Source organism: Streptomyces sp. NPDC002276 (assembly GCF_053891435.1).
The window spans coordinates 321,544-334,912 of sequence record NZ_JBSFCQ010000011.1 but is presented as its reverse complement, the minus strand read 5'-3'; the positions used below and the strand labels follow the sequence as shown (position 1 = coordinate 334,912).

Annotated in this window: 10 protein-coding genes; 6 read left to right on the top strand and 4 right to left on the bottom strand. The window is 70.7% G+C overall.

Translation table 11 applies throughout. The features are described from left to right. Positions 1–468 precede the first annotated feature (468 nt). Both ACWIHT_RS27975 and ptsP read left to right on the top strand, forming a co-directional pair. Positions 469–918, top strand: coding sequence for a PTS sugar transporter subunit IIA (locus ACWIHT_RS27975; protein WP_456171035.1), 450 nt, complete (start codon positions 469–471; stop codon positions 916–918). A 79-nt stretch (positions 919–997) separates the two neighbouring features. After that, a complete protein-coding gene (ptsP, locus tag ACWIHT_RS27970) occupies positions 998–2,668 on the top strand; it encodes a phosphoenolpyruvate--protein phosphotransferase (protein ID WP_456171033.1) in 1,671 nt (556 codons plus the stop codon). A gap of 71 nt (positions 2,669–2,739) precedes the next feature. On the opposite strand, the gene ACWIHT_RS27965 is transcribed toward ptsP, so the two are convergent. Continuing rightward, on the bottom strand, positions 2,740–3,636 hold the full coding sequence (locus ACWIHT_RS27965) for a hypothetical protein (RefSeq protein WP_456171031.1): 897 nt from the start codon (positions 3,634–3,636) through the stop codon (positions 2,740–2,742). A gap of 22 nt (positions 3,637–3,658) precedes the next feature. Then, the gene (locus ACWIHT_RS27960; protein ID WP_456171029.1) at positions 3,659–4,933 is read right to left on the bottom strand and encodes an MFS transporter; all 1,275 of its coding nucleotides are present in this window, start codon (positions 4,931–4,933) and stop codon (positions 3,659–3,661) included. 45 nt (positions 4,934–4,978) lie between these two features. Here ACWIHT_RS27960 and ACWIHT_RS27955 point away from each other — a divergent pair, with 45 nt between their 5' ends. Then, positions 4,979–6,304 carry an aminotransferase class I/II-fold pyridoxal phosphate-dependent enzyme gene (locus ACWIHT_RS27955; RefSeq protein WP_456171028.1) on the top strand — a complete coding sequence of 442 codons (1,326 nt, stop codon included), beginning with the start codon at positions 4,979–4,981 and terminating at the stop codon, positions 6,302–6,304. 31 nt (positions 6,305–6,335) lie between these two features. Here ACWIHT_RS27955 and ACWIHT_RS27950 read toward each other — a convergent pair whose 3' ends face one another. Continuing rightward, the gene (locus ACWIHT_RS27950) at positions 6,336–8,303 is read right to left on the bottom strand and encodes an acetoacetate--CoA ligase (RefSeq protein WP_456171027.1); all 1,968 of its coding nucleotides are present in this window, start codon (positions 8,301–8,303) and stop codon (positions 6,336–6,338) included. 214 nt (positions 8,304–8,517) lie between these two features. Between ACWIHT_RS27950 and ACWIHT_RS27945 the strand changes: the two genes are divergently transcribed. Further along, the gene (locus ACWIHT_RS27945; protein ID WP_456171026.1) at positions 8,518–10,884 is read left to right on the top strand and encodes a glycoside hydrolase family 31 protein; all 2,367 of its coding nucleotides are present in this window, start codon (positions 8,518–8,520) and stop codon (positions 10,882–10,884) included. A 2-nt stretch (positions 10,885–10,886) separates the two neighbouring features. On the opposite strand, the gene ACWIHT_RS27940 is transcribed toward ACWIHT_RS27945, so the two are convergent. After that, positions 10,887–11,423 carry an NUDIX domain-containing protein gene (locus ACWIHT_RS27940; protein ID WP_456171025.1) on the bottom strand — a complete coding sequence of 179 codons (537 nt, stop codon included), beginning with the start codon at positions 11,421–11,423 and terminating at the stop codon, positions 10,887–10,889. Positions 11,424–11,658: 235 nt separating this feature from the next. On the opposite strand from ACWIHT_RS27940, the gene ACWIHT_RS27935 reads away from it, so the two are divergent. Beyond that, positions 11,659–12,084, top strand: a complete 426-nt coding sequence (locus ACWIHT_RS27935; RefSeq protein WP_456171024.1) for a Zn-ribbon domain-containing OB-fold protein — start codon at positions 11,659–11,661, stop codon at positions 12,082–12,084. Next, entirely contained in the window at positions 12,081–13,271 is a 1,191-nt protein-coding gene (locus tag ACWIHT_RS27930) for a lipid-transfer protein (protein ID WP_456171023.1), read from the top strand. The genes ACWIHT_RS27935 and ACWIHT_RS27930 overlap by 4 nt, the downstream gene beginning before the upstream one ends. Positions 13,272–13,369 lie beyond the last annotated feature (98 nt).

Genomic DNA, 13,369 nt, shown 5'->3' with positions numbered 1-13,369 from the left:
AGGAACCTCGCCACCGGACAAAGTGTCCGATGAACGGGGTATCAACATATCTGGCGTTGATTTTTGGCACGCTGTTGAGTTCTCAAGGAACGGACACTTCCTTTGTACTCACCCTCTCGGGCTTTCCTCCGGGCTTCCCTTCGGTGTTCCAAACTCTATCAGTGTTTTTCCGGCCCCCTGACCACCATCCTGCAGGCATGCAGAAGGTGACCCCGGGATAGGATCTGACAAGTTGGGTGCTGCCAAGCCAAGCAAAGACGCTTGGTCGCGTCGCTCGGCCTCAAGCAGGAGTACGACTGTACATGCGGCCGTAGAGCAGGTGCAAATCGATTAGAGGTGTGGTCTAGACCACTAATCCAGACCTCTCGGGCGGAACCGGTACTACATATGACATACCCTGCTGCTCAGTGTGCCGTCCGGGACAGGTAGTGACGGCCCCATCACATTTCCACCCCTGGGAGGCTTCCCATGACCACCGTGACGTCCCCGCTCGCAGGACGAGCCATCGGACTGACCGAGGTGCCGGATCCCGTCTTCTCCGGGGCCATGGTCGGCCCCGGCACCGCCATCGACCCCGTACGTGAGCCCTCCGAGGCCGTCTCTCCCGTGGACGGAGTCATCGTCTCCCTCCACCCTCACGCCTTCGTCGTCGTGGACAGCGAGGGGCATGGTGTTCTGATCCACCTCGGTATCGACACCGTGCAGCTCAATGGCGAGGGTTTCGAACTGCTCGTCAGCAAGGGCGACACCGTGACCCGGGGTCAGAGTGTCGTGCGCTGGAACCCCGCCGCTGTCGAGGCCGCCGGCAAGTCCCCGGTGTGCCCGATCGTGGCCCTTGAGGCCGCTGCCGAGTCCCTCTCCGAACTCCGCGAGGACGGCGATGTGAAGGCCGGCGACAGGCTCTTCTCCTGGGAGTGACGTCAGTGCCGTCGAAATGACGGTGTGCAGGACAACCACCGCGGCGGCGGGACCCGCCGCACTATCGGAGACGGGTGAGATGGAGACAACGCTGCGAGGCGTCGGTGTGAGCCACGGTGTGGCGATCGGCGAGGTTCGGCACATGGGGACGGCGGTTCTGGAACCGCCTGCCAAGCAGATTCCGGTGGAGGACGCGGAGCGTGAACAGGGGCGCGCCCGCCAGGCCGTGGACGCTGTGGCGGCCGACCTGATGGCACGCGGCAATCTGGCGGGGGGCGAAGCCCAGGCGGTGCTTGAGGCCCAGGCCATGATGGCCCAGGACCCCGAGTTGATGACGGACGTGGATCGCCGTATCTCCGTCGGCAGCACGGCCGAGCGGGCCGTGTACGACGCCTTCGCCGCCTACCGTGCCCTGCTGGCCGGTGCCGGTGACTACCTGGCCGGTCGGGTCGCCGACCTCGATGATGTGCGGAACCGTATCGTCGCCCGGTTGCTCGGGGTGCCGATGCCGGGTGTTCCGGACAGCGACGAGCCGTACGTCCTGATCGCTCGTGATCTTGCGCCTGCCGATACGGCGCTGTTGGACCCGGCCCTCGTGCTCGGTTTCGTCACCGAGGAGGGCGGGCCGACCAGTCACAGCGCGATCCTGGCGCGGGCGCTCGGTGTGCCCGCCGTGGTGGCGCTGCCGGGGGCCGGCGAGTTGGCCGAGGGGACGGTTGTCGCCGTGGACGGCAGCACCGGCGAGATCTTCGTGAACCCGAGTGATCAGAAGAAGGCCGAGCTGGAGGCCGCGGCTGCCGCGCGCAAGGCCGCTCTCTCCTCTTCGACGGGGCCGGGTGCCACCTCCGACGGGCACAAGGTGCCGTTGCTCGCCAATGTGGGCGGTCCCGCTGATGTGCCGGCCGCGTTGGCGGCGGGGGCCGAGGGTGTGGGGCTCTTCCGTACCGAGTTCCTTTTCCTGGACGACAGCAAGAACGCGCCGTCCGAGGAGAAGCAGGTCGAGGCGTACCGGCAGGTGCTTGAGGCGTTCCCCGAGGGGCGGGTCGTCGTGCGGGTGCTGGACGCCGGCGCGGACAAGCCGCTGGACTTCCTGACGCCCGCCGACGAGCCGAACCCGGCCCTGGGTGTGCGCGGGCTGCGTTCGTTGCTCGACCACCCCGACGTGCTGCGGACTCAGCTGACCGCGCTCGCGAAGGCCGCCGAGGGACTGCCTGTCTACCTTGAGGTCATGGCTCCGATGGTCGCGGACCGTGCGGACGCCAAGGCGTTCGCGGACGCGTGCCGGGAGGCGGGTCTGCGGGCGAAGTTCGGCGCGATGGTGGAGATTCCGTCGGCCGCGCTGCGGGCGCGCTCGATTCTGCAGGAGGTCGAGTTCCTGTCGCTGGGGACCAACGACCTCGCGCAGTACACCTTTGCCGCCGACCGTCAGGTGGGCGCTGTCTCCCGTCTTCAGGATCCGTGGCAGCCCGCGCTGCTCGACCTGGTGGCGATGTCCGCCGAGGGGGCGAAGGCCGAGGGCAAGAGCTGTGGTGTCTGTGGTGAGGCCGCGTCCGACCCGCTGCTGGCTTGTGTGTTGACCGGTCTTGGAGTCACCTCCCTTTCCATGGGTGCCGCTTCGATTCCTTATGTACGGTCGACGCTGGCGAAGTACACGCTCGCCCAGTGCGAGCGGGCCGCGCTGGCGGCCCGGGCCGCGGACAGTGCCGAGGAGGCACGTCAGGCGGCTCAGGCGGTGCTGTCCGGCGAGTAGCCGGACAGGAAGCCGTCCGTCGGCTCTGGTCCAGGGGCGCCTCACCACCGGGTGGGGCGCCCCTGGTGTGTTCAGTGGTGGTGTCCTCCCGGAGGCTGTTCCAGGTCGCCGAGGTCGGGCGGCACGCAGTAGTCGACGCCTGATTCGGGCGAGATCAGATCTCCGGATTCGACGTCGGTGCAGTAGGCGTCGAAGACCTCGCCGGCGGTCAGGGGTTCCAGGCCGTCGCCGCGCAGGCGCCAGCCGTAGATGCAGTCGGTGGTGTTGGGGCTGGTGGTACGCATGACCAGGCCGCCGGGGCTTCGGGTGGCGATGCCTAGAGCGAGGATGCTGGTGAATTCGAGGGCTTCGGCGTCGTCCAGGTGGGTGGCTCCGTCCTCGTCCTGGTCGGCGTGGAGTGCGGCGACGATGGTTTCCGGTGTTCCCGAGACACTGCACACCAGATGTCGGTTTCCGGGGCGGGCCGTGTCGAGGATGCGGACCAGGAGGCCGGAGGCTCGGGTGAAGGCCGCGCGGCCGATGTCCTCGCCGCAGGTGACGCAGGTGCCGAGGCGGGCCAGGAGCGTGGTGACGTACTCCCAGGTCGCCTGGCGGACGGCCTCGTCGACGAGGGCCGGTAGGAGGTCGGCGAGCGGTTGGCCGTCGTAGGGCAGGGTGGGGCCGGTGGTGGCGAGTTCGGCGGTGAAGCGGGTGCGGCTCGACGGGTTGTCGGGGTCCAGGCCGCTGTCGGCGCAGAACTCGGCGTATTCCTGGGGGTCGAAGAGGGCCACGCTGGTGTGGCTGCCCTGGGCGGCTCGGCTCCTGAGGAGTGCTTCCACTTGTTGGAGGTAGGCGGTGTGGTCGTCGAAGGTGAAGCTGCGATAGCGCCGCATGGCGCGGAAGTCCTGCTCGTCGGTCAACAGGCCGATGGTGCCGGCGATTTCGCGGCGCAGAACGCGTCGCATGGTCTGGTGGTCGGTGTGCGCCATGTTTCCCCCTGTGCGCTGTCGATCAATGCTCACTCACAGTAACCGGCGCCACTGACAACGGCGTCCGAGCCAGTGGTCGGCGGAGCAGTCGGTGCTGAATCACGCAGGTCAGAGCGATGACAGCACCGAAGGCGGTCCAGCCGAGGGGGCCGGTGGCGATGGCTGCGGTGACCGCCAGTGGGCCGATGCTGCGCTGGGTGGACTGGGCGAGTCCGTGCACGCCGAGGTAGGTGCCTTGCGCGGTGCCGGGTGCGAGGGCGACGGAGAGTTCCCACGAGACGGTGGCGTGCAGCATTTCCGCCATGGTGAAGGCGGCGGCAGAGGCGGTGAGGAGCACGGTCGCGGTGACGGCTCCGCCGGTGGCCGAGAGGGCGAGGGTGGTCCCGCCCAGGGCGAAGGCGGCGGAGAGCGGAATCAGCAGGTCGCGGGCGGCTGTGGTCGTGGTGCCGAAGCGGGCCAGGGGGACCTGGAGGGCCACGACCATCACGTTGTTGAGGACCATCAGCAGGGGCGCCAGGCCGTGCGGTGCCTCGCTGGCGTGGGCGATCCACAGTGGCAGGCCGACCTTGAAGACGGCGTCGTCGAGGAAGAGGACGGTCTCGGTCGCGACGTAGGCGAGATAGGTGCGGTCGCACCAGGGGTTCGGGGGCTTGTTCGCGGGCGGAGCGTCCTTCGATGTCGCGATGACGCGTTGTGGTGACGGGGGTTCGCCGCAGCGCACGGTGAGCGTGGCGACGGCGACGAAGGAGAGGGCGTCGCCGAGAAGGAGCCAGTGGTAGGCGGCTGTTGTGCCGAGGGCGAGTGCGGCCGCCGCGGCGAGACCGCCCAGGGCCCAGCCCGCGTTGGCGACGGTTCGGCTGATGGCCTGGTAGCGGATGCGGTCCGGTCCGGCCACGCGGGTGGCGTAGAGCTTGGTGAGCACGTTGGCGGCGCGGTCACCGAAACCGCCGGCGGCGGAGAAGGCGATCAGGAGGACGTAGTTGTCCGTGGTGAGCAGGGCAAAGGAGGCGAGGGCGCGCAGGAGTTGGAGGGCGGTGAGGACGCGGGTGAGCGGGAACCGGTCGGCGAGGCGACCGCCCAGGGGTGCGCCTGCGATGCCGAGGGCTCCCGCTATCGCGGCGAGGGTGCCGACCTGGGCGACGGAGAGATGCGAGACGTAGGTGAAGTACAGGACGGACACGGAGGCCCACAGGCCGCTGCCGGTGCGGTCGACGAGGGCGATCGCGAGCATTCTGCGGCCGTCGCGTCCTCCGGGTATGCGTTTCGGCCGTGCGGCTGTGCGGCGGGTCGTGCTCACTGTTCCCCCTTGCGTCGCATTATGTATTGATACATAGTTGATGACGTGGCAATACAATATGGGATCAGTGGTACGACGGCCAAGGGGATTGCCGCGTCCGTCGAGCGGTCCGTGGCCGAGGGCGTGTTGGGGCCGGATGCCGCGCTGCCTCCGGTTCGGCGGCTCGCGGACGAGCTCGGGGTGAGTCCGGGCACGGTCGCCACCGCGTACAAGGAGTTGCGGCAGCGGGGCATCGTCGTCACGCGTGGGCGGGGCGGGACCGTGGTGGCACAGGCCCCCTCGGTGGCGTCCCGACGGCCGCCCCGGGTCCCGGAGGGTCTGCGGGATCTGGCCGGCGGGCACCCCGACCCGCTCTTCCTGCCCGCGCTGGTGCCGCCCTCGCGGCTGTCCCCGGGTGCGCGGTCGCACCGGTCGACGCCTCGGTTGGCGCGGTTGGAGGATGTCGTACGGGACTGGCTTCGGCCTGACGGTGTGCCTGTGGAGCAGGTGACCTTCGCGCACGGGGCGCTGGATCTGATCGGGCGGTTGCTGTCGGTGGAGCTGCGGCCCGGGGACGCGGTGGCCATGGAGGATCCCGGGTATCACCATCTGCTGGATCTGGTCACGGCGTTGGGGCTGCGGAGCGTGCCGGTCGCCGTGGACGACGAGGGGTTGCGTCCCGATGCGCTGCGTATGGCGCTGCGGGCCGGTGTGCGTGCCGTGGTGTGCAGTCCTCGGGCGCAGAATCCGTACGGCGGCGGTTTCTCGGCCGCGCGCCGTGACGCCCTTGTCGAGGTGCTCCGGGACGGGCCCGAAGTGCTCGTCGTGGAGAACGATCACGCGTCCGCCGTGGCGGGCGCTCCCCTGTGGTCGCTGGCTTCCGGCGGGTTGCCGCGCTGGGTGCATGTGCGGACGGTGAGCAAGTTCCTCGGCACCGACCTGCGGTGGGCCGCGGCGGCCTGCGACCGGACCACGCTGGCGCGGCACGACGGGCGGCTGCTGCTGACGTCCGGCTGGGTGAGTCATCTCCTCCAGGAGACCGTCCAGGGGCTGATGACGGACGACGGCACGCGCGCGTTGGTCACGCGTGCTCAAGAGGCTTACGGACTGCGGCGGGAGGCCCTCCGCAGGGAGCTGGGCGGGCGGGGGATCGCGTCGCACGGCGCGAGTGGGATGAATCTCTGGGTGCCGGTGCGGGACGAGTCCGCCGTGGTCAACGGGCTGCGATCGTACGGCTGGTGGGTCGCCGCGGGGGCGCGGTTCCGGCTGTCGTCCGAGCCGGGGGTACGGATCTCCGTCGCCGAACTCGAACCGGCCGACGCGGTGCGGCTGGCCTCGGACTTCGCCGCGGTGCTCGGCGAGGGCGAGTCCGAGGCCACCTATGGGGGATGATCGGTCGTGATCGGCCTCTACGGGAGGGCGATCAGGCGCGTTTGCGGGCGAGGTCCTCGTAGAAGCTCAGCAGGTCGAGGTTGTCGATGGAGCCCGGGTTGACCGCCTTCTCCAACGGGGTGCCCTGGAGGAGGCGTTTGACGGGTACCTCGATGCGTTTTCCGGTGAGGGTGTGCGGGACTCCGGGGACCTCGATGACCTCGTCGGGGACGTGGCGTGGGGAGAGTTGTTCGCGGATCGTCTGCTTGATGCGGCCCAGGAGGGCGTCGTCCAGGACGGCTCCGGGGGCGAGGTGCACGAAGAGGGGCATCCAGTAGCCGCCGTCGGGCTGTTCGATGCCGATGACGAGGGACTCCTTGATCTCCGGGAGCCGTTCGACCGCTTCGTAGATGTCGGCCGAACCCATGCGCACGCCTTGGCGGTTGAGCGTGGAGTCGGAGCGGCCGTGGATGACGACGGAGCCCCGGGAGGTGACGGTGATCCAGTCGCCGTGGCGCCACACTCCGGGGTAGGTGTCGAAGTAGCTGTCGTGGTAGCGGGTGCCTTCGGGGTCGTTCCAGAAGTAGATCGGCATGGACGGCATGGGGTTGGTGACCACCAACTCGCCGACCTCGTCGACCAGGGGGTCGCCGTTCGGGTCCCAGGACTGGAGGTCGGTGCCCAGGCCGGGGGCCTGGAGTTCGCCGATGTACACCGGGAGGGTCGGTACGGCTCCGGCGAAACAGGAGCAGACGTCCGTGCCGCCGCTGACCGAGGCGATCCACAGGTCGTCGCGGACCTCGTCGTGCAGCCAGCGGAAGCCGTCCGGGGGCAGCGGTGATCCGGTGGTCGCGACGCACCGCACCTGGGAGAGGTCGAAGTCGCGGGAGGGGTGCACGCCGGCCTTGCGGCAGGCCATGACGTACGCGGCCGAGGTGCCGTAGAGGGTCGCTCCGGTGCGTTCGGCGATGCGCCACTGGGCGGCCGTGTCGGGGTACCCGGGGCTGCCGTCGTAGAGGACGATCGTCGTGCCGGTCAGGAGGCCGGAGACGAGGAAGTTCCACATCATCCAGCCGGTGGACGTGTACCAGAAGAAGCGGTCCCCGGGGCCGAGGTCGCAGTGCAGGCCGAGTTGTTTGAGGTGTTCTACGAGGATGCCGCCCTGGGACTGGACGATGGCCTTGGGGAGGCCTGTCGTGCCCGAGGAGTAGAGCACCCAGAGGGGGTGCTCGAAAGGGACCTCTTCGAAGACGGGTTCCACGTCGGCCGAGGTCAGGGACGACCAGTCCATGGCACCTTCGGGAGCGTCGGTGCCCAGGAGGGGGATGTGGACCACCGCGCGGAGGGTGGGCAGTTCGCGGCGGAGTTCGGCGACCGTGTCGCGGCGGTCGTGCTCCTTGCCGCCGTAGCGGTAGCCGTCGACGGTGAACAGGACGACCGGCTCGACCTGTTGGAAGCGGTCCAGGACGCTGCGGGCGCCGAAGTCGGGGGCGCAGGACGTCCAGACGCCGCCCACGGCGGCTGTGGCGAGGAGGGCGACGACGGCTTGCGGGATGTTCGGGAGGTAGCCGCTGACGCGGTCTCCGGGGCGTACGCCGAGGGTGCGCAGTTCGGCGGCCAGGGAGCCGACCTGGCGGCGCAGTTCGGCCCAGGTGACCGGGCGTGGCTCGTGGGTCTCGTCGACGTACAGGAGGGCCGGTTCGTGCGCGCGGGTCGCGCTCGCGCGCAGGGCGTGCTCGGCGTAGTTGAGGGTCGCTCCGGGGAACCAGTGGGCGCCGGGCATCGAGCGGTCGCCGAGCACGCGCGCGTAGGGGGCCGAGAAGCGGACGTCGAACCACTCGGTGACGGCCTGCCAGAACGTGTCCAGTTCGTCGACGGACCAGCGGTGCAGTGCCGCGTAGCCGCCGTCGGCGGGGGCTCCGTGGTGTTCGGCCGCCCAGGCCTGGAACCTGGTGACCTGTGCCTGGGCGATGCGTTCCGGATCTGGCTGCCAGAGGGGCAGGGGGTTCACGGTCGACATGGGGCGGCTCCCGGGACTGTGCGCGTCGTGTGCGTCGGGCGCGCACGTGCGGGGGTGTGCGCGTGACGCGGCTGACACGGACGATGCCATGTGATCGACTTCTGCACCAGGGCACGCTCCACATAGTCCGTGCCGTGAAGATGTGGTCCCACCACGGGTGAACGGAAGTTGAACGAAGCGGTGATCCGCGACCCGTAATGGCAGGGTGAGCAGCATGGATGGTCGTGACCTGGTGCGTTCGGTGAAGGTGGTCGGTTCGGCGGGGGCGGCGCAGGGGTTGCGTACCGTACGGGCCGCGTGGCGCAGGAGGCGTGCCGACGCCACCGGGTTGCCCGCGCGGGGGGCCGAGCGGGCGCGTGTGCCCGGGCCGGTGCGGGAGGCGGAGCCCGGGCCCGGTGGCGGAGTCGTCCGGTTCAGCCGTTCCGAACTGCGCATCACCGTCGCCGTGAACGGGGCGGTCTTCTGGGGCTGGGACGGGGCCGCTCCCGAGCCCTCGTACGCGCTCGCCGGGCGATGCCCCGAGCCGGACCCTCGGGCCGTCCTGGAGCCGGACAAGGACGGCGGCTGGCGGGTCGTGGCGGAGCGGGTGACGGTCGCCGTGTCGCGGCACGGCGCGGTCGAGGTGCGTACGCCCGGTGGTGTGACGCTGCGCCGGGATCTGCCACCGCGCTGGTGGGAGCCGGTGGGCGGCGGCACGGCTCGCTGGATGCAGCGGTCGGAGGTGGCCGCGGACGCCCGGTTCTTCGGGCTCGGTGGGCGCGCGTCGGGCCCCCGGCTGCGCGACGGGACGTACCGGCTGTGGAACACCGACCCCGGGCATGCCTTCGGGCCGGGTGACGATCCGCTGTACATCACGATGCCGGTACAGCTTGTGGTGGCCGACGCGGCCACGCATCTGGTGTTCCACGACACCTCCTGGGACGGCACGGTGACGCTGCGGGAGGGCGAGGAGGGTGCCGGTTCCGGGCACGACCGGGCGGGGTCGTCCGAACTGCGAATGGACGGCGGTCCGCTGCGCTGCTGGGTGATCGTGGGCACTCCCGCGCGCGTGCTGCACGCCTGGGTCTCGCTGACCGGTGCTCCCGCGCTGCCGCCGGCGTGGGCGCTGGGGCACCATCACGCGCGGTGGGGCTTCGGCGGTGAGCAGGAGGTGCGGCGGATCGTCGCCGGCTACCAGGAGCGTGGTCTGCCGCTGGACGCCGTCCACCTGGACATCGACCACTACGACGAGCACCAGGTGTTCACCGTCGACCACGAGCGCTTCCCCAAACTGCCGGTGCTCGCCGAGGAGTTGCGGCGGGACGGCATCCGGCTGGTGTCGATCGTCGACCCGGCGGTGAAGGCCGAGCCCGGGAACGCCGTCTACGACAGCGGCACGGCCGAGGACGCCTTCGTGCGGGACGCGTCGGGGCGATTGGTGCGGGGGGTCGTATGGCCCGGGGAGGCGGTTTTCCCGGACTTCACGCACGCGCGTGTGCGGGAGTGGTGGGGCGGGCTCTACCAGGAGCGGCTCGGGCAGGGGTTCGCGGGTTTCTGGCACGACATGAACGAGCCCACGTCGTTCGCCGCCTTCGGGGAGTCGACACTGCCGCGTTCGGCCCGGCACGACCTGGAGGGGCGGGGTGGTGACCATCGTGAGGCGCACAACGTGTACGCGCTGTGCATGGCCAGGGCGGCCTATGAGGCGTTGCGTGAACTGGCGCCCCAGGAGCGGCCGTTCCTCTTCTCGCGCTCCGGGTGGGCCGGGATGCAGGCCTACGGGGGCACCTGGTCCGGCGATGTGGCCACCGGCTGGCCGGGGCTGCGGGCCTCGCTGTCGCTGGTGATGGGGCTGGGGCTGTGCGGGGTGCCGTACTCGGGTCCGGACGTGGGCGGCTTCGACGGGAGTCCGTCGCCCGAGCTGTATCTGCGCTGGTTCCAACTGGGCGCGTATCTGCCGCTGTTCCGTACGCACGCAGGTCTACGCGCGGGGCGTCGCGAGCCCTGGGAGTTCGGTGCCGACGTGCTGGAGCACGCGCGCGTGGCGCTCGTCGAGAGACGGCGGCTGCTGCCGTACTTCCTGACGTTGGCGCATCTGGCGCGGCGGACCGGGGCGCCGTATGTGCGGCCCCTGTGGTGGGGTGCTCCGGAGGATCGTGCGCTACGGGACTGCGAGGACGCGTTCCTGCTGGGCGACTGCCTCCTGGTGGCGCCGGTGCTCACCCCGGGGTCGGACCGGCGGGCGGTGCAGTTGCCGCGGGGGCGCTGGTACGACACGGAGACGGAGCGGGCGTACGAGGGGCCGGCCCAGGTTCTCGTCGATGCCTCGTTGTCGCGGATTCCGGTGTTCGCGCGCGCGGGTGCCGTGCTGCCGGTGCGCGGTGCGGACGGCGGCCTTGAGCTGGAGGTGTGGGCGCCCGCCCGTGGGCGGACCGGGGGCGGGCTGGTGGTGCCGGACGCGGGCGACGGCTGGGACGAACCGGAGATCGAGCGGTACGTCGCCCGCTGGGAGGGCCGGCGGGTGGTCGTGGAGCGGGAGTCGGAGGACGGCGTGAGCACGCCGTCCTGCCCGGTGCGGGTGCGCGGGCTGGGTGAGGGCTGACCTCAGATGTACCGGCCTTCGAACCAGGCCCTGACGGCCACGGAGTGGAGCGGGAAGGCGAGCTCCTCGGGCCTGCGCAGGAGGTGCCAGCCCTCCGTCTCGTCGGTGGCGGCGGACTGGGGCAGGGTTTCGACCGGGCGCTCGGGGAGGACTCCGAAGAGCAGGAGATGGCCGTCGGGCGAGCTGATGGCGTCGACGAGTCGTACGTCGCGGCTCGCGGCCTCGATGCCGGTCTCCTCCCTGAGTTCGCGCACGAGGGCCTGCCGCCAGTCCTCGCGGTCGTCGACGTAGCCGCCCGGCAGGGCGACGCCTCCGCGCGCGGGGGCGACGGTTCGGGTGATGACGACCAGGGCGGTGCCCTTCGTGTCGTACACCGGCTGGAGTGCGACGGCGACGGGCAGCGGGTTGCGGTAGGCGACCGTGCCGCAGGCCGGGCAGGTGCGGGGCCAGCCGGAGACGCCCTCTCCGTAGGGCGATCCACAGCTCGAACAGTGGGAGTCCGGCGCGGAGTTGGGGACGGAGGCTTGAGTTTCGGACACCCGGCGGACTGTATCCGATCAAGCGGAGGGCGTCTTTCCGGGGGCCGCGCGAGTAAACGGGAAACGGCCGGAACCACCCCCGTGGGCCCCGGCCGTCCCTCCCGGTATCACGACGCCATAAGGGGCTCGATGGTTCACCGAAACGGCCTGCTCATTTTCCGTTGCCCGTGGCACACTTCTGACGTTCCGTCAGATCCAGTGCTGTGGAGGGACGTTGTCGCGGACACGCACACCTGTGGTCACCGATTGGTTCACCGGGGACGGGGACGACTTCCGGCTGCTCGGCACGTGCTGTTCCGGATGTGCGTCGGTCTTCTTCCCGCGTGAGGACGGCCATTGCCGCAATCCGGGCTGCCCGGGCGGCGACCTGGAGGAGGTCCCGCTGTCGCGGCGCGGCCGTGTCTGGTCCTACACGGACAGCCGGTACCGGCCACCGTCACCGTATGTGAGCGATCCGGAACTTCCGTGGGAACCGTACGCGTTGATCGCTGTGGAGCTGGAGTCCGAGCGGATCGTGGTGCTGGGACAGGCGGTTCCCGGGATCACCGTCGCCGATCTGACGGTGGGCATGGAGGTGGAGGTCGTCCCCGGTGTGCTCGACGAGGACACGGAGACGACCTGGACGACCTGGCACTGGCGGCCTGCGGGGGTGGGGGCATGACAGCGGACGTGGCGGTGCTCGGTGCGGGCATGCACCCCTGGGGCAAGTGGGGGCGGAGCTTCGTCGAGTACGGGACGGCGGCGGCCCGGGCGGCGCTCGCCGACGCCGGGCTGGAGTGGCGGGACGTCGGCTCGATCGTCGGTGCGGACACGGTGCGTGGCGGATACCCGGGGTATGTGGCGGGCGCGACGTTCGCGAAGGCGCTGGGCTGGCAGGGTGCCCGGGTGGCGAGCGTGTACGCGGCGTGCGCGTCCGGGGCGCAGGCGGTCAACGCGGCGCGGGCGCAGATCCTTTCGGGGCTCGCGGACGTGGTGCTGGTCGTCGGCGCCGACGCCGCGCCCAAGGGGTTCTTCCGGCCGGCCGGCGGGGACCGGCACGACGATCCGGACTGGCTCCGCTTCCGGGTCCTCGGGGCGACGAACCCGACGTACTTCGGGCTGTACGCGCGACGGCGGATGGCCCTCTACGGGGACACCCCGGACGACTTCGCCCAGGTGAAGGTGAAGAACTCCGCCCTGGGGGCGCTGAATCCGTACGCGCGCTACCGGAAGCGGGTCGCCGCGGAGGAGGTGGCCGCGTCGGCGGTGGTCGCCGATCCGCTGCGGCTGCTCGACATCTGCGCCACCTCGGACGGCGGGGCCGCCCTGGTGCTGTCGAGCATGGAGTTCGCGCGCCGGCACGGGGCGGCGGACCCGGTACGGATCCGCGCGGTGTCCACGGTGACACCGCGCTACCCCAACACGGTGCTGGACCTCCCGGACATCGCCACGGACTCCGCGGCGGCGGTGGCACCGCCGGACGAGACCTTCCGGGCGTCGATCGCGCGCGCGGCCTACGAGGAGGCCGGCATCGGCCCCGAGGACCTCTCCCTGGCCGAGGTGTACGACCTGTCCACCGCCCTGGAGTTGCAGTGGTACGAGGACCTGGGGCTGTGCGCGGAGGGCGGGGGCGCCAAGCTGCTGCGGGAGGGCGCGACGGCCCTGGGCGGGCGCACACCGGTGAACGCGAGCGGCGGGCTGGCCTCCTTCGGGGAGGCGGTACCGGCGCAGGCGATCGCCCAGGTCTGCGAGTTGACCTGGCAGTTGAGAGGCGACGCGGGTGACCGGCAGGTCGCGGGGGCCCGGGTGGGGATCACCGCGAACCAGGGGCTGTTCGGGCACGGATCGGCGGTGCTGGCGGTGCGCTGAGCGGCGGAGTGCCGCCCGAGCGGTGTGATCGGCCCTCCAGCTGCGTGAACGTCTTATGAACTGGGCCTGGGCGTACGCCGGTGGCGTCATCATGCTGC